Consider the following 22,392-nt stretch of genomic DNA (forward strand, 5'->3'; position numbering starts at 1 on the left):
ATGCGGGAACCGGAGATACGCGCCGTCACTCACGCCCCCATGCTTTCGGCGAGTGCGGACGGTGGCAACTCGGCCGGGCGCGTGTTGCCGTGACACACACCACCATCGAAACGTTTCCGTTTCGCTGGGGCCGGAGGTACGGTCGAGCCGTACCGAAGCTGTACGAAACCGTTTCGTTCACGTGACGTCTTGAGGAGGTGTGCCGCCATGGGCCGCAGCCGGCTGACCCCCGAGCGCGAGGCGGAGCTCTACGCGGCCGTGCTCGACCTGCTCCGCGAGGTCGGCTACGACGCCCTGACCATGGACGCCGTCGCCACCCGCACCCACGCCAGCAAGGCCACCCTCTACCGCCAGTGGCAGGGCAAGCCCGAACTGGTCGCCCAGGCGCTCCACCATCACAAGCCCGTCCAGGTCGCCGACATCGACACCGGCAGCCTCCGCGGCGACCTGCACGCCATGGTCTCCCGCGCGGACGACTGCGAGATGGAACGCGACTGCGCGCTGCTGCGGGGTCTCGTACGGGCCGCGCACGACAACCCCGACCTCCACCAGGCGCTGCGCGACCTGTTCGTCAACCCGGACATCTCCGGGATGGACGTGATGCTCGCCCGCGCCGTCGAGCGCGGCGAGATCCCCGCCGGGCGCCCCGCGCTCGCCTACGTACCCCACATGCTGATCGGCGCCTTCGTCGCCCAGCAGCTCATCGAGGACCGGCCCCCGAACCGCGCCTTCCTCGCCGATTACGTCGACGCCGTGGTCCTCCCCGCCCTAGGCGTCTGACCGGTCCCGGCCCCCCGCGGGCCGGGCCGTCCGTCCCCAACTCCCCCCATAACGGCAGCACTCGACGCGCCGCTCTCGTCGTCGGGCCGGCTCCGTACGCCCTTGTACGTCCCTCATCCCGACGGGAGCGCCCCTTCTCGTGGCTACATTCCTCTACAAACTCGGACGGTTCGCCTTCCGGCGACGCCGCTTCGTCGCCCTCATATGGGTGGCGCTGCTGGCCGTCGCCGGGGTCGGCGCCGCCACCGCGTCCTCGCCCGCCGCCGACTCCTTCTCCGTACCGGGTACGGAGTCGCAGAAGACCTTCGACCTGCTGGGCGAACGCTTCCCCGGCACCAAGGCGGACGGCGCCACCGCGCGCGTGGTCTTCAAGGCGCCCGACGGGCAGCAGGTGACGGCCCCGGCGCAGAAGGAGGCCGTCGGGAAGGTCGTCGGCGAGCTGAAGTCCTCCTCGCCGCAGGTCGCCTCGGTCTCCGACCCGTACCTGGCCAAGGGCGTGGCCCAGGACGGCAAGATCGCCTACGCGCAGGTCACCTACAAGGTCTCCGGCTTCGAGCTGACGGACGACGCGCGCGACGCGCTCAAGGACGCGGCGCAGCACGGCCGGGACGCGGGCCTGACCGTCGAGATCGGCGGCAACGCGCTCCAGGCGATGCCGGAGACCGGCGCCACCGAGATCATCGGCATCGTCATCTCCGCCGTCGTCCTCGTCATCACCTTCGGCGCGCTGATAGCCGCCGGCCTCCCGCTGCTGACCGCGCTGATCGGCGTGGGCATCGGCGTCTCGTCGATCACCGCGCTGGGCAGCGTGCTGGACCTGTCGAGTACGACCTCCACCCTCGCCATGATGATCGGCCTCGCCGTCGGTATCGACTACGCGCTGTTCATCGTCTCCCGCTACCGCTCCGAACTGGCCGAGGGCCGGGAGCGGGAAGAGGCGGCCGGGCGCGCGACCGGCACCGCCGGGTCCGCCGTGGTCTTCGCCGGACTGACCGTCGTCATCGCCCTGGTGGGCCTGTCCGTGGTCAACATCCCGATGCTCACCAAGATGGGCATCGCGGCGGCCGGCACGGTCGTCATCGCCGTCCTCGTCGCCCTGACCCTGATCCCCGCGCTGCTGGGCTTCGCGGGCAAGCGGGTGCTGAGCCGCAAGGCCCGCAAGGGCGCCGCCGCCCCCGGGGAGGCCGAGGGCGGCAAGCCCAACATGGGCACCCGCTGGGCGCGGTTCGTGCTGCGGCGGCCGGTCGCCGTGCTGCTGGCCGGGGTCGTCGGCCTGGGCGTGATCGCCGTACCCGCCGGTTCGCTGGAGATGGGCCTGCCGGACGACGGCGCGCAGCCCACCAGCACGACCCAGCGCAAGGCGTACGACCTGCTCTCCGACGGCTTCGGGCCGGGCTTCAACGGCCCGCTGATGCTGGTCGTGGACGGCCAGGGCAGCAAGGACCCGAAGGCCGCGGCGACCCGGGTCGCCGGGACCGTCGCCGAGCTGGACGGCGTCGCGGCCGTCACCCCGCCGACCTTCAACCAGGCGGGCGACACGGCGCTGCTGAACGTCGTACCGAAGTCCAAGCCGAGCAGTACCGAGACCGAGGACCTGGTCCACGAGATCCGCGGCAAGGCGGGCGACGCGGCGCGGGACGCCGACGCGCAGGCGCTGGTCACCGGCACCACCGCGATGAACATCGACGTCTCCGAGAAGCTCAACGACGCGCTGCTGCCCTACCTGGCGCTCGTGGTCGGCCTGGCCTTCCTGCTGCTGATGGTCGTCTTCCGCTCGGTCCTGGTGCCCCTGAAGGCCGCCCTCGGCTTCCTGCTGTCGGTCGTCGCGGCGCTCGGCGCGGTGGTCGCGGTGTTCCAGTGGGGCTGGCTGGCGGACCTGTTCGGCGTCGAGCAGACCGGCCCGGTCATGAGCATGATGCCGATCTTCATGGTGGGCGTGGTCTTCGGACTCGCCATGGACTACGAGGTCTTCCTCGTGACCCGGATGCGGGAGGCGTTCGTCCACGGGGAGCGCCCCGGGCAGGCCGTCGTCACCGGCTTCCGGCACGGCGCGCGGGTGGTCACGGCCGCCGCGGTCATCATGATCTCGGTCTTCGCGGGCTTCATCGGCTCCTCCGAATCCATGATCAAGATGATTGGTTTCGGGCTCGCCGTGGCCGTCTTCTTCGACGCGTTCGTGGTCCGCATGGCCCTCGTCCCCGCCGTCCTCGCGCTCCTCGGACGCGCGGCGTGGTGGCTGCCCAAGTGGCTCCAGCGGGCCCTGCCCAACGTGGACGTCGAGGGCGAACAGCTCCAGAAGCACCTCGCGCCCGAAGCGGACGGGAAGCCGGAACTCGCCAAGGTGTGACGGCCGAGGCGTGACGATCCCCGGGGCGGCCGCGTGAGCGGCGCGTCCGCCCCGGCCCGCGCCGCCCCGTGGGGACGGGGCGCGGTGCGGATGACACGGCCCGGCGACGGGCTCCGTACGGAACGGGGCCGGTCGCCGGGCCGTGCCGTGTCCGGGTACCGGACGGCGGGGGCTCCTCAGGCGGCGTCCCCGGCCTGCCCCAGCGCCGCGTACACCGCCTCGACCAGCGCGAGGTTGCGGGTGTCGTCGCCCGTCGTGCCGCCTCCGAAGCTGTTCATCACATACGCGTACGCCAGCCGGCTCTCCGGGTCGGCGAAGGCGAGCGAGCCGCCCGCGCCGCCATGGCCGAAAGCCGTCCGGTTCGGGCCGAAGTAGTGGGCCTCGTTGAGCATGAAGCCGCAGGCCCAGGCGAACGGCAGGGCCTCCTCGTCCGCGAACGCGCCGAGCACCAGGTCCCGTTCGCCGGGGCGGCTCTGCCGCTCCCGCAGGGCCGCGAGGGTGCCGGGGCCCACCAGCTCGCCGTCGGCCAGCGCGCGGTAGACCGCCGCCAGGCCGCGCGCGGTGGCGTTGCCGTTTCCGGCGGGGATCTCGGCCGAGCGGCACGCGGCGCTGTTCACGTCCCCCATGGGCAGGTGGCGCATGGCGAGCGCCAGCGGGGCGAACGGGTGGGAGTCCAGGGACCGTACGGCCCCGTCCGGAATGCCCGGGAACGCGCTGCTGAGGACGCCGTCGCCCTCCGGGCCGATGAACCGGGCGCAGCGGCCGTGTTCCGAGGCGGGCGTGCCGATGTACAGGTCGGCGCCGAGCGGTTCGGTGATCTCCGTACGCAGGAAGGTGCCGAGCGGGACCCCGGTGATACGGCGGACGACCTCGCCGACCAGGAAGCCGAAGCTGACGGCGTGGTAGCCCTGGGCGGTGCCCGGCTCCCACCACGGTTCGGTGGCGGCCAGTACGGCGCAGGTCTTCTCCCAGTCGTACACGTCCTCGGCCGTCAGCGGCTCCCGGGGGCGATCAGGCCCGCGCGGTGCGAGAGCAGCCAGCGCACCGGCACGTCGCCCTTGCCGGCCTGCGCGAACTGTGGCCAGTAGCGGGCGACGGGCGCGTCCAGGTCCAGTTCGCCGCGGTCGGCGAGCAGATGGGCGCACAGGGCGGTCAAGCCCTTGCTCGTCGAGTACACGGTGACCAGCGTGTCGCGCTCCCACGGGCGGTTCTCGTCGGCGTCCGCGAGCCCGCCCCACAGGTCGACGACGGGCTCCCCGTCCAGCCACACCGAGACCGCGGCGCCCACCTCACCGCGTTCGGCGAAGTTGCGCGCGAACTCGGCCCGTACGTTCTCGAACTGGGGGGCACAGGTGCCCTGAACGGCTGCGGTCACGGTCGGCGGCTCCTCACGCGGGCTGCATGGTTGCCTCGGCAACCTAACTCTGGGCCGTGGCCCCGTCCAGGATGCCGCTGGGCACTTGGACGGCCCTTGGCGCGTTTCCGTCGTCGGAGAGTCGTCGGAGAGTCGTCGGAGAGTCGTCGGAGAGTCGTCGGAGAGTCGTCGGAGGGGCGCCGGAGCGCCCTCAGCGCCCTCAGATGCCGTCAGACCGCCCTCACCCCGCCCTCACACCGCCGTCCGCTCCCGGTGCGACGTGTCCTCGTCCAGCAGCCGCGCCGCCATGTTGTCCAGCGCCCGCGCCAGCCGGGCGCGGTCCTCGGGGTCCTCCGCGGTCCAGCCCTCCAGCCGCTCGTCCAGCCACTCGCGCCAGGCGACGATCAGCCGGTCGATCTCGGTGCGGCCCGTCTCGGTCAGGTCCAGCCGGCCGCCGTCCCCGTACCGCGCGTACCCGGCGGACACCACGCGGGTGAAGACCGGCTCCAGCACCTCGTCCGGCATCCGGTGCGCCTGCGCGACGGCCGCCGGCGACGTCTCACCGTGGATGCGCGTACGCCAGTGGATCTGGCCCAGCGCCCACGCCTGGCCGGGCGTGAGCGGGCTGCCGGACACGGCCAGCACCTCCAGGCTCACCGGCCCCTCCGCCTTGCGCATCGCCCGCGCCACCGCACGCTCCAACTGCTGGTCGGAGTCGGTGGAGTCGGGCGCGGCGAAGCCCTCGCCGAGGTCGCCGGCGGCCGCCCGCGCGCTGTCGCGCAGCGGCACCTCCTTGAGGAACCACGCCACCACGAACCCGGCCAGCGCGACCGGCACCACCCACTGGAAGACATGATTGACGGTGTCGGCGTACGCGTCGATCACCGGCCTGGCCTGCGCGTTGGGCAGGCGATGCAGGGCCTGCGGGCTGGCGGCGGCCTCCGGCGGCACGCCCGGCGACTTCGCCAGCGCGGCCTTCAGGTCGGGGTCGAGGCGGTTGCTGTAGAGGGTGCCGAAGACGGCCGTGCCGAAGGAGGAGCCGAGGGTACGGAAGAAGGTCACGCCGGAGGTCGCCGAGCCCAGCTCGTGGTAGTCGACCGTGTTCTGCACGGCGATCGTCAGCACCTGCATCGCCAGCCCGATGCCGAGGCCGAGGACGAACATGTACAGCGATTCGAGCCAGACGCCGGTGTCCGCGCCCATGGTCGACATCAGGTACAGGCCGAGCGCCATCACCCCCGTACCCACGATGGGGAAGACCCGGTAGCGGCCGGTGCGGCTGACGACGACGCCGGAGAGCATCGAGGTGCCCAGCAGCCCGGCGACCATCGGCAGCGTCCGGACACCCGACATCGTCGCCGAAACCCCGTCGACGAACTGCAGGTACGTCGGCAGGTACGTCATCGCGCCGAGCATCGCGAAGCCGACGATGAAGCTGAGCACCGAGCAGACCGTGAAGACCGGGTTGCGGAACAGATGCATCGGGAGCATCGGCTCCTTGGCCCGCAGCTCCACGAAGACGAAGGCCGCCAGCAGCACCACCGACCCCGCGAACAGGCCGATGATGGCGGGCGATCCCCAGGCGTACTCGTTGCCGCCCCACTCCAGGCCCAGCACCAGACCGGAGGCGCCCAGCGCGACCAGCACGATGCCGATGTAGTCGATCACCGGGCGGACCGCGGCCCGTACGACGGGCACCGTACGCGCCGCCATCACGACCATCACGATCGCGATGGGAATGTTGACGTAGAAACACCACCGCCAGGACGCGTGGTCGGTGAACAGGCCGCCCAGCGTGGGCCCGACGACCGTCGTCACCCCGAAGACGGCGCCCAGCGCGCCCTGGTACTTGCCGCGTTCGCGCAGCGGGATGACGTCCGCGATCAGCGCCATCGCGGTGACCATCAGACCACCGCCGCCGACGCCCTGCACGGCGCGGGCCACGACCAGCATCAGCATCGAGGCCGAGGCACCGGCCAGGATCGAGCCGCCGACGAAGACCACCGCGCTGACCTGGAAGATGATTTTCCGGCCGAAGAGGTCGCCGAACTTGCCGACCAGCACCGTCGCCACGGTCTCCGCCAGCAGGTACGCCGTCACCACCCACGCCATGTGCCCGCCGCCGCCCAGGTCCGCGACGATCGTGGGCAGCGCGGTGGACACGATCGTCTGGTCCAGGGCGGCCAGCAGCATGCCGAGCACGATCGTGGTGAAGACGAGGTTGGTACGGCGGCGGCTGAGCGCGGGCGGGGTGCTGCGCGCTTCGGGGGCGGAGGCGTGCGCGGCGGCCGTGGTCATGGACCAAGCCTTTGCGCCAATGCCCCGCTTCGCCACCTTTTGCTGCTGTGGGGGTGACGCGGCCGTGGCCGTTTCGCGCCCCGAGCGCTCTTGCGACCCGTTTGCAGTACGGCCACGATGAAGGGATTGCGCGGCTGAGCGGAGACTCTCATGCACGTACCCGACGGATTCATCGACGCCCCCGTCTCGGCCGCCACCGGCATCCTCGCCGCTGCCGCCGTCGCCGTCAGCCTGCGCGGCGCCCGCCGCGAACTGGGCGGCCACGGACCGCACGCCGGACTCGGCGCCGAACGCACCGCGCCCCTCGCCGGCCTGGTCGCCGCCTTCATCTTCGCCGTCCAGATGCTCAACTTCCCCGTCGCCGCCGGGACCAGCGGCCACCTGCTCGGCGGCGCGCTGGCAGCCATCCTCGTCGGCCCGTACACGGGCGTGCTCTGCGTCTCCGTCGTGCTGCTCATGCAGGCCGTGCTCTTCGCGGACGGCGGGCTGACCGCGCTCGGCGTCAACATCACCGACATGGCGGTGGTGACCACCGTCGTCGCGTACGGGATCTTCCGCGGCCTGGTGAAGGCGCTGCCGCGCGGCCGCCGCGCGGTGACGGCCGCCTCCTTCGTGGCCGCCGTGGTCTCCGTACCGGCCGCGGCCGCCGCCTTCACCGGGCTGTACGCGCTGGGCGGCACCACCGACGTACCGATCGGCACCGTCTTCGCGGCGATGACCGGCGTGCACGTCCTCATCGGCATCGGCGAGGCCGCCATCACCGCACTCACCGTCGGTGCGGTCCTCGCCGTGCGCCCCGACCTCGTGTACGGGGCGCGCGGGCTGGCCAAGCCGCTCCGGCTGCGGACTTCCCCCTTGGCCGGGCCCGCGGCGGAAGCGGGGGAGCGACAGCCGGAACCGGCGGGCCCGGCCCGGCCCGCCGCCCGGCGCTCGGCCCGCCGCGTCTGGCTGGCCGGCGTCGCCGTCGCGCTCGTCTGCGCGGGCGGCGTCAGCTACTACGCCTCCGCCAGCCCGGACGGCCTGGAGAAGGTCGCCGAGGATCAGGGCATCGACGCCAAGGCCGAGGAGCACGCCGCGAAGGACTCGCCGCTGGCCGACTACAGCGTCAAGGACATCGCGAACCCCCGGATCTCGGGCGGGCTCGCCGGAGTGATCGGGGTGGGCGCGACGCTGGCCGTCGGCACCGGCGTCTTCGTGGTCGTACGGCGGCGTCGCGGCGCGGCCCGGGACGCCGCCGGGGCGGACACCGATGCCGGAGCCGCCGCCGGGGCCGGGACCGACGCCGCCACCGGGGCCGGGGCCGGGGCCGACGCCGCCACCGGGGCCGGGGCCGGGGCCGCCACCGGACGCGGGGACGCCCCGGCGCCCCCGCGGCACAGCCCGGAATCGGCCTGACATGGGCGCCGGGCACGCCCACAAGCTCTACCGGCACGGGCACTCGCCGGTGCACGCCCTGCCACCGCACTGCAAGATCGCGGCGGTGCTCTGCTTCGTCCTGACCGTCGTCGCCACCCCGCGCACCGCCGTCTGGACCTTCGCCCTGTACGCGCTGCTGCTCGCCGCGGTCGCGGCGGCGGCCCGGGTGCCCGCCGGGTTCCTGCTCAAGCGGCTGCTCATCGAGGTGCCGTTCGTGGCCTTCGCGGTCCTGATGCCGTTCGTCGCCACCGGGCCGCGCGTCCACATCCTGGGGACGGCGCTGAGCGAGCCCGGACTCTGGGGCGCCTGGAACATCCTCGCCAAGGGCACGCTGGGCGTCGCCGCCTCCGTCCTGCTCGCCGCCACCACCGACCTGCGCGGCCTGCTCCTCGGCCTGCAACGGCTGCGGATGCCGCCGCTGCTCGTCCAGATCGCCTCCTTCATGATCCGCTACGGCGACGTGATCGCCGACGAGCTGCGGCGGATGCGCGTCGCCCGTCTCTCCCGCGGCTTCGAGGCGCGTGGCGTCCGCCACTGGGGCGTCCTCGCCAAGTCCGCGGGCGCCCTGTTCATCCGCTCCTACGAACGCGGCGAACGCGTCCACCTCGCCATGGTCAGCCGCGGCTGCACGGGCACCTTGCCCGTACCGGACGCCGCCGCGGCGACCGGCGCCCAGTGGACCCGCGCCGCCGCCCTGCCCGCCGCCGCCCTCGCCGTATGCCTGCTGGGATGGACCCTTTGAACGACCGAGCGACCGCACCCGTCACCACCACGCCCGTCACCACCGCACCCGTACCGCCCCCGGAAGCCCCCGCGCCCTCCCTGGAGGTCGCCGGGCTCGCCTACGCCTACCCCGACGGACACCAGGCCCTCTACGGTGTCGACCTGACCGTCGCCCGCGGCGAGCGGGTCGCCCTGCTCGGGCCCAACGGCGCGGGCAAGACCACCCTCGTCCTGCACCTGAACGGCATCCTCACGCCCGGCGCCGGCACCGTCACGGTCGCCGGGCTGCCCGTCACCCGCCGCCACCTCGCCGAGGTCCGCCGCCGCGTCGGCATCGTCTTCCAGGACCCCGACGACCAGCTCTTCATGCCCACCGTCCGCGAGGACGTCGCCTTCGGGCCCGCCGCGGCCGGACTGCGCGGCGCCGAACTGGCGGCGCGGGTCACCGAGGCGCTCGGCCGCGTCGGCATGGCGGAGTACGCCGGCCGCCCGCCGCACCACCTCTCCTTCGGGCAGCGCCGCCGGGTCGCGGTCGCCACCGTCCTCGCGATGCACCCCGAGATCCTCGTCCTGGACGAGCCGTCCTCCAACCTCGACCCCGCCTCCCGCCGCGAACTCGCCGACATCCTGCGGGCGTTGGACGTCACGGTGCTGATGGTCACGCACGACCTGCCGTACGCGCTCGAACTGTGCCCGCGCGCCGTCGTGCTGTCCGACGGCGTCATCACCGCCGACGGGCCCACCCAGCACCTGCTGAGCGACACGGAACTGATGACCGCGCACCGACTCGAACTGCCCTTCGGATTCGACCCGCGCTCTGTGACGATCCCCACGCCCTGACCGCACCCCCGCACACCGCGTCCGCCGCCGCCCCTGGTCACCAGCACTGATCCGCGCGTTGCACCATTGATAGGTCACAAACGCGACGGATGAGTGGGAAGCGGGAAACAGTGGTGGACGTCCAGGGCACGGTCGCGGACGGCTTCGAGCCGGTCCGGGACGCCTTTGCGGCCAACTTCGCGCGGCGCGGCGAGCGCGGCGCGGCTGTCGCCGTCTACCGGCACGGGCGCAAGATCGTCGACCTGTGGGGCGGCAGCCGGGACGCCGACGCCCCCGCGGACGGCGGCGCCCCCTGGGCGGCGGACACCGCCCAGGTCGTCCGCTCGGCCACCAAGGGCGTCGCCGCGATCGTCCCGCTCCTGCTGCACCAGCGCGGCCTGCTCGACCTGGACGCGCCCGTCGGCACGTACTGGCCCGAGTTCAAGGCCGCCGGCAAGGACCGCGTCCTGGTCCGCCACCTCCTCTCGCACCGCGCCGGGCTGCCCGTCCTGGACACCCCGCTCACCCCGGAACAGGCCGTCGACGGCGTCAGCGGCCCCGCCGCCCTCGCCGCCCAGGCCCCCGCCTGGACCCCCGGCACCGAGCACGGCTACCACGCCCAGACCTACAGCTGGCTGCTGGCCGAACTGGTACGCCGGGTCACCGGCCGCACCATCGGCACCTGGATCGCCGACGAGATATCCGGCCCCCTCGGCCTGGAACTGTGGGTCGGCGCCCCCGCCGACGCGCTCGCCCGCACCGGCCGTCTGGCCGACGTCGAGGCACCGGCCCCGCCCGCCGCGGCCGGACTGCGCGTCCGCCCCAAGCGCAGCGTCACCGACGCCTACCGCGACCCCGCCTCCCTCACCCGGCGCGCCTTCGGCGCCATCACCCCGGCCCCCGACGAGAACGCCGAGGCCTACCGCGCCGCCGAACTCCCCGCCTCCAACGGCATCGCCACCGCCCGCGCCCTGGCCCGCTGCTACGCGGCGCTCATCGGCCCCGTCGACGGCCACCCCCGCCTCTTCGCGCCCGCCACCCTCACCCTGGCCCGTACGGAGGAGTCCGCGGGCCCCGACCGCGTCCTCGTGGTCAACACCCGCTTCGGCCTCGGCCACATGCTGCACGGCCCCGCCGCGCCCCTCCTGGGCCCCGGCTCCTTCGGCCACCCCGGCCGCGGCGGCTGCCTCGCCTTCGCCGATCCCGAGTCCGGTACGGCCTTCGGCTACGTCACCAACGGGATGCAGCAGAACGTGACGGCCGACCCGCGGGCCCAGGCGCTGGTACGGGGGCTGCGGGCGGCGCTGGAGGGCTGAGCGCGCGGTACGGACGTGTCGTGAGGGACGGGAGGGGCACCCGTACGCCTGACACGTCCGCCCACCTCAAGGAGTCGGCATGGCCGAGCAGCGCAAGACGAAGGACCCCCGGGAGGCCGGGCCCGACGAGGACAAGCCGAAGCCGCTGGACAGCGAGCGGGACCGCAGCGCCGAGGAGGTCAACGCGGACCAGCCGTCCGTACGCGGCGAGAAGCCGAAGCCGGCGCCGAAGCGGTACTGACCGCCGCTGCCGTGACCTGCCGGGCCGGTACCGACGCCCTCTGTTGCCCGTGGGACGCATGCGCCAAGGTGGGCGCATGAGGCGATTCGACGGCTACCGCGTACTGATCACCGGCGCCGGCCAGGGCATCGGCGAGGCCACCGCCCGGCGGCTCGCCACCGAGGGCGCCCAGGTCCTGGTCACCGACCTGGACGGGGAGCGGGCCGGGCGGGCGGCGGCCGCCATCCGGGACAGCGCCGACGTACGCGACAGCGGCGGCACCGCCGAGGCGCTCGCCTGCGACGTCGCGGACCGTACCGCCGTCGAGGCGGCCGTCGCACATGCCGTACGGCGCTTCGGCGGGCTCGACGTGCTGGTCAACAACGCCTGCCGCTGCACCCCCGACGCACCGCTCTTCGACGGCCAGCGGGACGAGGACTGGGCCGGCGACCTGGACGTCACCCTCAACGGCGCGTACCGCTGCGCCCGCGCCGCCCTGCCCCACCTGGCCGCCGCGGGCGGCCGCGGCGCGATCGTCAGCGTCGGCTCGGTCAACGGCGAGCAGGACTTCGGCAACCACGCCTACAGCGCCGCCAAGGCGGGACTGGCCTCGCTCACCCGTACCCTCGCGGGCGAGGCGGCCGGGCGGGGTGTACGGGTCAACTTGGTCGCGCCCGGCACGGTGGACACCCCCAACTGGGGCGACCGCCCCGAAGCGCTGGAGCGCGCCGCGGCCGAGTACCCCCTGGGCCGCGTCGGCCGACCCGCCGACATCGCCGCCGCCGTGGCCTTCCTGGCCTCCGCCGACGCCGCCTGGATCACCGGCGTCACGCTCCCGGTGGACGGCGGCATCCTGATCGCCAACACGTCCCTGAGCCGGGCGCTGCACAGCGGCGGCCCGGAAGCGGCCCGCTAGCGCAGCATCAGCGCGATGCCCACCACCATCAGCCCCGCCGCCGCGAGACGCGGGGCGCCGAAACGTTCCTTGAAGAACAGGGTGCCGATGGCCGCGCCCACGATGATCGAGGATTCCCGGAGCGCGGCGATCGGCGCCAGGTCGGCCCGCGTCTGGGCCCACAGGACCAGGCCGTACGCGAAGACGGACAGCACCCCGCCGGCCGCGCCGCGCAGGGCCACCGGGCGCAGCTGGGCCGGCAGCAGCCGGCGCCGGGTGGCGAGCGCGTACACGGGGATCGCCAGGCCTTCGAGGATCATCAGCCAGCCGATGTAGCCGAGCGAGGTGCCGGAGGCGCGGACGCCGATGCCGTCCACCGTCGTGTACGAGGCGATGGCCAGCCCGGTGGCGAGGGCCGCGACGACGGCCGGCCAGTGCGGCTTCGTGCCGGAGCCCCGGATGCCCCACAGCGCCAGGCCGACCAGGCCCGCCGAGGCGAGCACCACACCGGCCAGCGCCCAGGCGTCGGGCACCTCCCCGACGAAGACGGCGGCCAGGACCGTGACGACGAGCGGCGCGGTGCCCCGCGCGATGGGGTACATCTGCCCGAACTCGCCCATCCGGAAGGACTGCATCAGCAGCACCTGGTAGACGATGTGCAGCACGGTGGAGCCGGCGAGCGGGAGCCAGGCGGCGGGCGCGGGCAGCGGCGCGAAGCAGGCCAGCACCGCGCCGCAGACCGCACCGCCGCCGCCGACCAGCGTGAAGGCGATCAGCTGGTCCTCGATGTGGTGCGCGATCGCGTTCCAGCTGGCGTGGGTGACGGCGGCGGTCAGGACCGCCGCGACGACCAGGGGGCTCATGCGGCGCGCTCGCGCACGTCGGCCGCCCGGTTCCGCACGTACGGGGCCGGGAGCCCGGGGGCGGCGCCGGGGGCCGGTGGGCGGGGAGCTTCATGACCGTTCGGGAAATGGCGCATGACCCGCACGCTAGCTGTAGCTGTACGGGCCATGCGATGGTGCGCGGGCGGGGTGGGGGAGATCACCCCGGGGGGCGGCCCGGGGCACCACGGGAGGGCGCCCCGGGGCGGCGGGTCTCAGCCCGCCGACAGGATCGACCGGACCACCGGCCCGGCGTTCGAGCCGCCGTGGCCGCTGGCCGGGACGACGGCGGCCGCCGCGATGTCGCCGCGGTAGGCGGTGAACCAGGCGTTCGGCTTCTCCTGCCCGTCGACCTCGGCCGAGCCGGTCTTCGCGCCGATGTCACCGCTGAGCCCGGACATCGCCTCCGCCGCCGTGCCGGACGTGGCGGTCAGCTTCATCAGCGACTTCACCGCGGCCGCGGTGTCCGGCTTCATCGCGCGCGGCGCCTTGGCCAGCGCCCGGCCGTCCAGCGACGGCGCGACGATGTACGGCTGGTGGAAGCCGCCGTTCTGCACGGTCGCGGCGACGGAGGCGACGGTCAGCGGGTTCATCCGCACCCCGCCCTGCCCGATCAGCGAGGCGGCCATCTGCGCGTCGCTCTGCACCGGCACCGCGCCGTCGAAGGTCGGGATGCCGGTCTGCCAGTTCAGGCCGATGCCGAAGACGTCCCTGGCCTGCTTGGTCAGGTCGTCGTCGGCGAGCTTGGGCGCCATGGAGATGAAGGCGTTGTTGCAGGACGCGGCGAAGCTCTGGGCGAAGGTGCCGTTCTTGATCTCGGTCTTGTTCAGGTTCTGGAACTTCCAGCCGCCGACCGTCACGAACTTCTCGCACGGGTGCGGCTTGTCCGGCGCCGTCAGGCCCTTGTCGATGAGCATCGAGGCCGTCACGACCTTCATCGTCGAGCCGGGCGCCAGCGAGCCCTGGGTCGCCGTGTTGAAGCCCTTCTCCGGGGAGTTGGCGATGGCCAGGATCTCGCCGGTGCTCGGCTTGAGAGCCACCGCGGACGCCTTCGGCTTGCCCTTGACCGCCTTCTCCGCCGCCGCCTGCACCTTGGCGTCCAGGGTGGTCTTCAGGGTGCCCGGCGTGCCCTTGGAGAGCACCTTCAGCGTCTCGTCGGGCCGCTGCGTCGCCTTGTCACCGGCGGCCCGGTGGACGGACAGCTCCACGCCGGGCTTGCCGTCCGTCTTCTTGCCGTACTTGTCGCGCAGGCTGTCCAGCACCCCGGCCAGCGCCGGGTGCGCCTCCTTGGTCAGCTCGGCGCCGTTGCGGTCCACGGCCTTGATGGGCGGCGCCTCGGCCTCGCCGGTACGCAGCACGTCGCCCTTGCCGAGCTTCGGGTGCAGGATGCCCGGGGCCCAGGCGATCCGCGGCTCGCCGGTCTCCTTGTCACGCTTGACGGTCAGTGAGGTGCCGTACGAGAAGGGAGCCTTCAGGTTCTTGTACGAGATCTGCGCGGCGACCGTGTAGGCGACCTTGTCGCCGGTGGCCTTGCCCGGGGTGAGCTTCAGGTCCGTGAAGTGGGTCTGCTTCGGGTACGCGGCCAGGCCGGCGGCGGCCGCCTTCGCGTCGTCCGTGAGGGCGGCGGCCTTGTCGGCGGCGCCCGCCTTCCAGGCGTCCAGGAACTTCCCCGCGGTGTCGCTGACTTCGTCGGCGGACAGCGGACCGGACTTCACCTCGGGCGCCGCGTCACCGGGCTTGCCGTCCCGGGCCGCGCGGACCTCCTGGGCCGGATCGCCGTCGCCGGACCCGCCGAGCAGCGTGTAGCCGCCGACGCCGCCCACGACCAGGGCCACCGCCCCACCGATCAGCCCGTACCTCACCTCACGGCGCATGTCGCCGATCCCCTCCCGAATCCTCGTTCTTCAGCACGCACACAAGAACGTGCAGCGCACTCTATGGGACACGGGGTACGGGAGTGAGTTCCGGCCCTGTGACGCGGGCGACCCCGGCCGGGGCCGCGGCGCCTCAGGTGTGCGGCTGCTGCAGGGGCGGCCGGCGCTGCCAGCGCTGGGCGGCGACGACCTCCACCGGACTGATCCGGAAGACCGTGGTCTTCTGCCCGTCGACCTCGGTCGTGGCCTGGAGGCCCGGGGCGTCGCCGAGCAGCGGGTTGTTGTTCTCCTGCCAGGTCAGCCCCGGGTAGTGCTGCCGCTCCGCCCAGGTCTCGGCCTCCTCCCTGGCCTGCTCCATGTCGAGGAACGCGGCGAGAGCCAGCTCCTTGCACGCGGGCGCGACAGTGCGCAGCGCGCCGTGGTCCTCGACCTGTTCCGGCTTGTTGTGCTCGATGACGTAGACGATCTTCGGTGTGCTCAACTACGGTCCCTCCCTGCCCGTCCGGGCCCCAGGACATCGATCGGCATTGACCGGCATCGTTCGATGACGGCCAAGTATGACCGCCGACCCTGCGCGGACGGCGCTTTCGGCGTACGGGTCCCGGCCGTGTCGTCCCCCGGGCCCGGGTGACGATGGACGACGACGCCCCGCCCCAAGGGGACGAGTGCCCCGCCCGGCGCGCCGGACGCCAATCAGCCCGCCATCGGCCCCCGATACGCCGGCCGCCCGCACGAGGACCGACTCGACCGCCGGCCGCCCGCCGCGCTCTTGCGCAAGCCCCCGGTCTCCGGGCGAAGCGCCCTGAGCCGGTACGATCACCTGCCCTGTTCCGGTGCACCCGCCGCACCCCCGTGCCGACCGGGTGCGGAAAGGAGTCACCCATGTCCCCGGAAGAAATCGTCGACGGCCAGCTGGCGGCCTACAACGCCGGCGACCTCGAAAAGTTCCTCAGCTACTACGCCGAGGACGTACCCGTGTACGCCTTCCCCTCGGGCGAGATACTCACCGACCGCTCGGGCCCCGCCTTCCGCGAGCGCTACGCCAAGCTCTTCGCCGCCAGCCCCGAGCTGCACGCCGAACTCGTCTCGCGCGTCACCCAGGGCCGCATCGTCATCGACCAGGAGCGCGTGACCGGCTTCATGGGCGACGAGGAGCGCACCGCCGTGGCTCTCTACGAAGTGGGCGCCCAGCGCATCGAGCGGGTCTGGTTCGCGACCTGACCCGCCCGCCCGCCGAGCACGGGCCCGCGGAGCCCGTCAGCGGTGCCCTAGACCCACGTGTCGAACCACATCCGGTTGTGCCAGGCGCTCTTGGGGATCGGCTGGCCCGTGTAGAGCGGGTAGAAGTAGATGAAGTTCCAGATGATGAGCAGGACAAGGACTCCGGCGCCGACCGCGCCGACCGCGCGCCGCCGTTCGCTCGACCCCGGCGGGCCGATGAGGGCGCCGATCATCATGGCCAGGGCCAGGCACACGAACGGCACGAACACCACCGCGTAGAACAGGAAGATCGTCCGGTCCTGGTACAGGAACCACGGCAGATAGCCCGCCGCGATGCCGCAGGCGATGGCGCCCGCCCGCCAGTCCCGCTTGAACAGCCAGCGGTAGAGCACGTACAGGATCGCGAAGCAGCCCGCCCACCACAGGAGCGGAGTACCCAGCGCGAGCACTTCCCGTGCGCAGCCCTCGGCCGCCTTGCAGCCGTCGTGCCCCATCTTGGGGTCCTCGTAGAAGTACGAGACGGGGCGGCCCTGGACCAGCCAGCTCCAGGGGTTGGACTGGTAGGTGTGCGGCGTGGACAGGCCCTTGTGGAAGTCGTAGACCTCCGTCTCGTAGTGCCACAGGCTGCGCAGCCAGTCCGGGAGCCACTGCCACCCGCCCGCCCGGCCCTCCGGCGTGGCGGTGGCCCAGTCGCGGTGGTAGCCGCCCTTGGTGACGATCCAGCCGGTCCACGTCACCAGGTACGCGGCCATGCCGACCACGACGGTCGAGACGAACGCGGGCACCACGTCCCGGCGCAGCACCGCGCGTACGGGGTGCCGGGCGCCGGCCGTGCGCCGCGCGGCCATGTCCCACAGCACCGACAGCAGGGCGAACGCCGCCAGGTAGTACAGGCCGTTCCACTTGCTCGCGGCGGACAGGCCCAGGCACAGTCCAGCCGCCAGCCGCCACGGCCGCCACCCCAGCCGCAGCCGGTCGCCCACCGTCTCGTCCGGCCGGGCCAGCCCGTCCGCGCCGACCGGCAGCGCCGCCGCCAGCCGCGCCCGGGTGCGGTCCCGGTCCACCAGCAGGCAGCCGAACGCCGCCACCACCCAGAACATGACGATGAGGTCCAGCAGCGCCGTACGGCTCATCACGAAGTGCAGCCCGTCCACCGCCAGCAGCACGCCCGCCAGGCAGCCCAGCGCCGTGGACCGCATCAGGCGGCGGCCGATGCGGCAGATCATCAGCACCGACAGGGTGCCGAGCAGTGCGACCACGAACCGCCAGCCGAAGGGGTTCATCCCGAACGCCCACTCGCCCAGCGCGATCATCCACTTGCCCAGCGGCGGATGGACGACGTAGGAGTGCTCGGGCGAGAGCAGGATCTCCGGCGGGTGCGCCACCAGCGCGTCGTTGGCGTTCTTCGCCCAGGTGCCCTCGTAGCCGTACTGGAGCAGCGACCAGGCGTCCTTGGGGTAGTACGTCTCGTCGAATATCACCTTCGCCGGACTGCCCAGGTTCCAGAACCGCAGCACGCCCGCGAAGAGCGCGACCAGCAGCGGACCGCCCCAGCCCGACCAGCGTGCCAGCCGGCCGGCGGCACCCGGGCCCAGCCCCAGGACCGTCCACACCCGCGTCCCCGGCTCGGGGAACGCCGGCACCAGCCGCTCGCGGGCGTCGGCCTGCGGCTGCCCGGCGTAGCCGAACCGGCGCAGCCTGCGCTGCCACCGCCGGGGCTGCCCGGCGGCCTCCTCCTCGGCGCGGTCTGCGTCTGTCGCGGTGTCACTCGTCACCGGCCCATCGTAGGGAAGCGGTCTGTGCGGAACGCGGGGGCCGCGCGGCCGGGCCCGCAGGACCGGTACGGGCGGGGCGTACGGGGCCGGTGAGCCGCGTGCGGCAGCCGCCGCCGGGACGCGCCGCGCCGTACGGCTGGGAGGATGGGGGCGTGACTGGAACGCTGGTACTTGCAGGGACGCCCATCGGCGACGTCGCGGACGCCCCGCCGCGGCTCGCCGCCGAACTGGCGGCGGCCGAGGTGATCGCCGCCGAGGACACCCGGCGGCTGCGCCGCCTGACCCAGGCGCTCGGCGTGCACACGACCGGCCGCGTCGTGTCGTACTTCGAGGGCAACGAGGCGGCCCGCACCCCCGAGCTGGCCGACGCCCTCGAAGCGGGCGCCCGCGTGCTGCTCGTCACCGACGCCGGCATGCCCTCGGTCTCCGACCCCGGCTACCGGCTGGTCGCCGCCGCCGTCGAACGCGGCGTCAAGGTCACCGCCGTACCGGGCCCCAGCGCGGTGCTCACCGCGCTCGCCGTCTCCGGCCTGCCCGTGGACCGGTTCTGCTTCGAGGGCTTCCTGCCGCGCAAGGGGGGCGAGCGCCGCTCCCGGCTGCGCGAGGTCGCCGACGAGCGCCGCACCCTCGTCTACTTCGAGGCCCCGCACCGCCTCGACGACACCCTCGCCGCGATGACCGAGGTCTTCGGCGCCGACCGCCGCGCCGCGGTCTGCCGCGAGCTGACCAAGACGTACGAGGAGGTCCGGCGCGGGCCGCTGGAGGAACTGGCCGCGTGGGCGGCGGACGGCGTACGCGGCGAGATCACCATCGTCGTCGAGGGCGCCCCCGAGACCGGCCCGCAGGACCTCGGCCCCGAGGAGCTTGTGCGTCGCGTACACGTCAGGGAGGAGGCGGGGGAGCGCCGCAAGGAGGCCATCGCGGCCGTCGCCGCCGAGACCGGCCTTCCCAAACGCGAGGTGTTCGATGCCGTCGTGGCGGCAAAGAATGCGGCGCGAACGGGACCGGCGGAAGGTAAATGACTAGCCTGGAAGGTAAAACGCGGGCCGCGCAGCGGGGCCGATTCTCTGTCCCCCGCCAAAACTGGGCCAACAGCTGACCGCCCTTGCTGCGCCACCGCCGGGGAAGGCGTCCACTGGGAGGTGGGACGTCCGTCCCCGGAGACCTTGTCCAGCGGGCAAGAGGAGCGGCTATGAGTGACATCGCGCGTACGCCGGGCAGCATCACCGCCGGCGCCCACCCCACCCCCCGTACCGACCCCCCGGCACACGAGGCGTACGCCTTCGCGTGCATGAGGTGCGGTCACGGCTGGGAGCAGTCGTACGAGATAACGCACCACGTCGACGCGGACGGGCGCGCGCACTGTGTGTACTACGCGGACGGCGAGCGCGTACCTTCCCCCCTGACCCGGCCCACCTGCCTGAACTGCGGCGCGCACGTCGTCCGCATCATGCGGGCCGGACAGGTCTCCATGGTCTCCAAGGCGATCGCGAGTCTGTACGAGCAGCCGTCGGCGGGCGCCGCCGAGGGCAACGCGGGCGCGGGCGCGGGAGCCGTCCCGCAGCAGAGCGGGAACAGTGGGGCCGGTGAGAACGCCGCCGAGGGCGGTGCCTCCGCGGACGGCCACCGCGAACGCCACCACTGGCACCTCGCCGACCTGCTGCACCCCTTCCAGCACCACCGCAGGTGAGCCCGCGGCCGCGGTCCCGGCCGGTGGCCGTCACCGGCCCCTCGTAGGATCGCGGCCATGAGCAAGAGCACCAAGGACGCGCCGCCGCCGCTGCCCGAACCGCTTCGGGTGCCGGTGGCGGACTCGCACACCCACCTGGACATGCAGGAGGGCACAGTCCCGGAAGCGCTGGCCAAGGCCGCCTCCGTGGGCGTGACCACCGTCGTCCAGGTCGGCTGCGACGTGAACGGCTCACGCTGGGCCGCCGAGACCGCCGCCGCGCACGAGGCCGTGCACGCGACGGTCGCGCTGCACCCGAACGAAGCGCCGCGGATCGTGCTCGGAGATCCGGAGGGCTGGTCACGCCAGGGCGCCCGCGAGGCCGGCGGGGACGCCGCCCTCGACGCCGCGCTCGCCGAGATCGACGCCCTCGCCGCCCTCCCGCACGTCCGCGGCGTCGGCGAGACCGGCCTGGACCACTTCCGCACCGGCCCCGACGGCATGGCCGCCCAGCAGCGCTCCTTCCGCGCCCACATCGAGATCGCCAAGCGGCACGGCAAGGCCCTGGTCATCCACGACCGCGAGGCCCACGACGACGTGTTGCGGATCCTGCGCGAAGAAGGCGCGCCGGACACCGTCGTCTTCCACTGCTACTCGGGCGACGCCGAGATGGCGAAGGTCTGCGCCGAGGCCGGGTACTTCATGTCCTTCGCGGGCAACGTCACCTTCAAGAACGCCCAGCCGCTGCGCGACGCCCTCGCCGTCGCCCCGCCCGAACTGGTGCTCGTCGAGACCGACGCGCCCTTCCTCACCCCCGCGCCGTACCGCGGACGGCCTAACGCCCCGTATCTCATTCCGGTCACGCTGCGGGCCATGGCCGAGGTCAAGGGAATGCCGGAGGACGCCCTGGCCAGCGCCGTCGCGGCGAACACGGCGCGCGCCTTCGGCTACTGAGGGGTTCGCGGAGACGGGCGCGGCACCATAGCGCGACGACACTGTGTAGCGGGTCCGCTTTGGAGAGTCACCCGCGCTCCGCTACATTCCGGGCCACACCCGGACCCGTGGCACGTGGAGCGTCGTGACTCATTCGCAGGGCAGCCACCACCTCGCGCACGGCGGACACGGACCCAGCACCGAGCCGCCGCGTGACGCAGCCGTCGAGAACCCCGACCCGTACGGGAGGTATGCGGCGTACGGCGACGGGGCGTACGGGACGCGCGGGGGACACGGGACGCAGAGCGAGTACGGGAGCTACAGCGCGTACGGCGAGTACGGGCCGTACGACGTGTACGAGACGTACGGTCCGTACGGAACGGGAGACCGGTACGAGCGCTACGACCCGGCGCGGGACGGCCGCGCCGCCCCCGCCCCGGCGTCCCCGTACCCGGCACGCGCCACCGAGGCCCCCCGGCCGCCGGAGGAAGCCCCGGGCGGCCCCGCGAACCCGCCCGGCGCGGACGAGACCTGGGAGACGCCCGCACCCGCCGGGCCGGCGCGGGTGCCCCACCAGGGGCCGCTGATCCCGCTGCGCGACGACCTGGCCGGCGTCCCCGCCCCCCGCGCCGGAGGCCGGGCCGCCGCCCGCCGCGCCTCCCGCGGCACCGCCCACCGCCGCGGCATGACCGGCCGGCTCAACGCCACCGACCGCCGCGGCGCCGACGGCACCGAAACCCGCCGCCGCCTGCTCCCGCAGGCCCTCGTCGTGGCCTTCCTGGCCGGTGGCACCTCCGCCTTCATCGCCCACGACAAGGCCGTCCGCATCGACGTCGACGGCGAACCCCGCACCCTGCACACCTTCGCCGCCGACGTCGGCGACCTGCTCGCCGACGAGGACGTCCCGGTCGGCGCGCACGACCTCGTCCAGCCCGCCGCCGACGCCGCGCTGACCAGCGGCGACGAGATCACCGTCCGCTACGGACGGCCGGTCCGCCTCACCCTGGACGGCGAACGCCGCCAGGTCTGGACGACCGCCGAGACCGTCGGCGGCGCGCTGCGCGGACTCGGCGTCCGCGCCGAGGGCGCCTACCTGTCCGCCGACCCCGCCCAGCGCATCGGCCGCAACGGCCTCGACCTCGACGTCCGCACCGAACGCAGCGTCACCTTCGTCGCCGACGGCCGCGAGCACACCGTCCGCACCAACGCGGCCACCGTCAGCGAGGCACTCGACCAGGCGGGCATCGTGCTGCGCGGCGAGGACATCACCTCCGTGGCGCCCGAGTCCTTCCCGCGCGACGGGCAGACCGTCTCCGTCCTGCGGATCACCGGCGCCGAGAAGGTCCGCGAGGTGACCATCCCGTTCGAGACCGTCAAGCAGGCCGACCCGGCGCTCTTCAAGGGCACCGAGACAGTGGTCCGCCAGGGACAGCCCGGCGTACGCCGCCTGACCTACGAGATCCGTACGGTCAACGGCGTCCAGCAGAAGCCCAAGAAGGTCGGCTCGGAGGTCGTCCGCGAGCCGCGCGACCGGATCGTGCACGTCGGCACCAAGCCGATGCCGATGAGCGTGGACGGGGCCGACCACCTGAACTGGGGCGCGCTCGCCCAGTGCGAGGCGGGCGGCCGCCCCGACGCGGTCGACGCGTCCGGCACCTACGGCGGCCTCTACCAGTTCGACACCGGCACCTGGCGCGGCCTCGGCGGCAACGGACGCCCCCAGGACGCACCGGCCAGGGAGCAGACCTACCGCGCCAAGAAGCTCTACATCAGCCGGGGCGCGAGCCCGTGGCCGGTGTGCGGGCGCAAGCTGCACGACTAGCGAGCCGCACGGCTGAGCGGGCGGGCAGCCCGGGGCGCGGTGGCCGCTG

At 73.5% G+C, this 22,392-nt stretch carries 18 protein-coding genes and 1 pseudogene; 13 read left to right on the top strand and 6 right to left on the bottom strand.

Features of this window, described 5'->3' with window-relative positions:
- Positions 1–207 precede the first annotated feature (207 nt).
- Both OEIGOIKO_RS24750 and OEIGOIKO_RS24755 read left to right on the top strand, forming a co-directional pair.
- On the top strand, positions 208–780 hold the full coding sequence (locus OEIGOIKO_RS24750; protein ID WP_125055863.1) for a TetR/AcrR family transcriptional regulator: 573 nt from the start codon (positions 208–210) through the stop codon (positions 778–780).
- 139 nt (positions 781–919) lie between these two features.
- Positions 920–3,127, top strand: coding sequence for an MMPL family transporter (locus tag OEIGOIKO_RS24755; RefSeq protein WP_125055864.1), 2,208 nt, complete (start codon positions 920–922; stop codon positions 3,125–3,127).
- A 176-nt stretch (positions 3,128–3,303) separates the two neighbouring features.
- Here OEIGOIKO_RS24755 and OEIGOIKO_RS24760 read toward each other — a convergent pair.
- Together OEIGOIKO_RS24760 and OEIGOIKO_RS24765 are read right to left on the bottom strand one after the other, a co-directional pair.
- Positions 3,304–4,502 (bottom strand): annotated as a pseudogene (locus tag OEIGOIKO_RS24760) (serine hydrolase domain-containing protein).
- A gap of 231 nt (positions 4,503–4,733) precedes the next feature.
- The gene (locus tag OEIGOIKO_RS24765; RefSeq protein ID WP_125055865.1) at positions 4,734–6,779 is read right to left on the bottom strand and encodes an MFS transporter; all 2,046 of its coding nucleotides are present in this window, start codon (positions 6,777–6,779) and stop codon (positions 4,734–4,736) included.
- A gap of 150 nt (positions 6,780–6,929) precedes the next feature.
- Between OEIGOIKO_RS24765 and OEIGOIKO_RS24770 the strand changes: the two genes are divergently transcribed.
- The 6 genes from OEIGOIKO_RS24770 to OEIGOIKO_RS24790 all read left to right on the top strand — a co-directional run bounded on the left by OEIGOIKO_RS24770 (position 6,930) and on the right by OEIGOIKO_RS24790 (position 12,189).
- Positions 6,930–8,174: an energy-coupling factor ABC transporter permease gene (locus OEIGOIKO_RS24770; RefSeq protein WP_125055866.1), complete on the top strand. Its 1,245-nt coding sequence runs from the start codon at positions 6,930–6,932 to the stop codon at positions 8,172–8,174.
- 1 nt (position 8,175) lies between these two features.
- Entirely contained in the window at positions 8,176–8,937 is a 762-nt protein-coding gene (gene cbiQ, locus OEIGOIKO_RS24775) for a cobalt ECF transporter T component CbiQ (protein ID WP_125055867.1), read from the top strand.
- Positions 8,925–9,758, top strand: coding sequence for an energy-coupling factor ABC transporter ATP-binding protein (locus tag OEIGOIKO_RS24780; protein WP_125055868.1), 834 nt, complete (start codon positions 8,925–8,927; stop codon positions 9,756–9,758). The genes cbiQ and OEIGOIKO_RS24780 overlap by 13 nt, the downstream gene beginning before the upstream one ends.
- A gap of 89 nt (positions 9,759–9,847) precedes the next feature.
- The gene (locus OEIGOIKO_RS24785) at positions 9,848–11,053 is read left to right on the top strand and encodes a serine hydrolase domain-containing protein (protein ID WP_125055869.1); all 1,206 of its coding nucleotides are present in this window, start codon (positions 9,848–9,850) and stop codon (positions 11,051–11,053) included.
- 79 nt (positions 11,054–11,132) lie between these two features.
- Positions 11,133–11,294 carry a hypothetical protein gene (locus OEIGOIKO_RS41755; RefSeq protein ID WP_170251841.1) on the top strand — a complete coding sequence of 54 codons (162 nt, stop codon included), beginning with the start codon at positions 11,133–11,135 and terminating at the stop codon, positions 11,292–11,294.
- Between the two features lie 76 nt (positions 11,295–11,370).
- Positions 11,371–12,189, top strand: a complete 819-nt coding sequence (locus OEIGOIKO_RS24790) for an SDR family NAD(P)-dependent oxidoreductase (protein WP_125055870.1) — start codon at positions 11,371–11,373, stop codon at positions 12,187–12,189.
- On the opposite strand, the gene OEIGOIKO_RS24795 is transcribed toward OEIGOIKO_RS24790, so the two are convergent.
- The 3 genes from OEIGOIKO_RS24795 to OEIGOIKO_RS24805 all read right to left on the bottom strand — a co-directional run bounded on the left by OEIGOIKO_RS24795 (position 12,186) and on the right by OEIGOIKO_RS24805 (position 15,404).
- Positions 12,186–13,031, bottom strand: a complete 846-nt coding sequence (locus OEIGOIKO_RS24795) for a DMT family transporter (protein ID WP_125055871.1) — start codon at positions 13,029–13,031, stop codon at positions 12,186–12,188. The two genes, OEIGOIKO_RS24790 and OEIGOIKO_RS24795, sit on opposite strands and share 4 nt — an antisense overlap.
- Before the next feature lie 233 nt (positions 13,032–13,264).
- Entirely contained in the window at positions 13,265–14,923 is a 1,659-nt protein-coding gene (locus tag OEIGOIKO_RS24800) for a penicillin-binding transpeptidase domain-containing protein (RefSeq protein WP_125055872.1), read from the bottom strand.
- Positions 14,924–15,056: 133 nt separating this feature from the next.
- The gene (locus OEIGOIKO_RS24805; protein WP_125055873.1) at positions 15,057–15,404 is read right to left on the bottom strand and encodes a hypothetical protein; all 348 of its coding nucleotides are present in this window, start codon (positions 15,402–15,404) and stop codon (positions 15,057–15,059) included.
- A gap of 401 nt (positions 15,405–15,805) precedes the next feature.
- Between OEIGOIKO_RS24805 and OEIGOIKO_RS41760 the strand changes: the two genes are divergently transcribed.
- On the top strand, positions 15,806–16,144 hold the full coding sequence (locus tag OEIGOIKO_RS41760) for a nuclear transport factor 2 family protein (RefSeq protein ID WP_170251843.1): 339 nt from the start codon (positions 15,806–15,808) through the stop codon (positions 16,142–16,144).
- A gap of 47 nt (positions 16,145–16,191) precedes the next feature.
- Here OEIGOIKO_RS41760 and OEIGOIKO_RS24815 read toward each other — a convergent pair whose 3' ends face one another.
- Positions 16,192–17,919, bottom strand: coding sequence for a dolichyl-phosphate-mannose--protein mannosyltransferase (locus tag OEIGOIKO_RS24815; RefSeq protein ID WP_125055875.1), 1,728 nt, complete (start codon positions 17,917–17,919; stop codon positions 16,192–16,194).
- A gap of 152 nt (positions 17,920–18,071) precedes the next feature.
- Between OEIGOIKO_RS24815 and rsmI the strand changes: the two genes are divergently transcribed.
- The 4 genes from rsmI (at position 18,072) to OEIGOIKO_RS24835 (ending at position 22,343) form a co-directional block, all read left to right on the top strand.
- Positions 18,072–18,941 carry a 16S rRNA (cytidine(1402)-2'-O)-methyltransferase gene (gene rsmI, locus OEIGOIKO_RS24820; RefSeq protein WP_125055876.1) on the top strand — a complete coding sequence of 290 codons (870 nt, stop codon included), beginning with the start codon at positions 18,072–18,074 and terminating at the stop codon, positions 18,939–18,941.
- 170 nt (positions 18,942–19,111) lie between these two features.
- Positions 19,112–19,609, top strand: a complete 498-nt coding sequence (locus tag OEIGOIKO_RS24825; protein ID WP_125055877.1) for a hypothetical protein — start codon at positions 19,112–19,114, stop codon at positions 19,607–19,609.
- A gap of 57 nt (positions 19,610–19,666) precedes the next feature.
- Positions 19,667–20,542, top strand: a complete 876-nt coding sequence (locus tag OEIGOIKO_RS24830; protein WP_125055878.1) for a TatD family hydrolase — start codon at positions 19,667–19,669, stop codon at positions 20,540–20,542.
- A gap of 124 nt (positions 20,543–20,666) precedes the next feature.
- Positions 20,667–22,343 (top strand): resuscitation-promoting factor, encoded by a 1,677-nt coding sequence (locus OEIGOIKO_RS24835; protein WP_174857211.1) that lies wholly within the window; start codon positions 20,667–20,669, stop codon positions 22,341–22,343.
- Positions 22,344–22,392: the final 49 nt, after the last annotated feature.

This window comes from Streptomyces paromomycinus (assembly GCF_003865155.1).
Classification (GTDB): domain Bacteria; phylum Actinomycetota; class Actinomycetes; order Streptomycetales; family Streptomycetaceae; genus Streptomyces; species Streptomyces chrestomyceticus.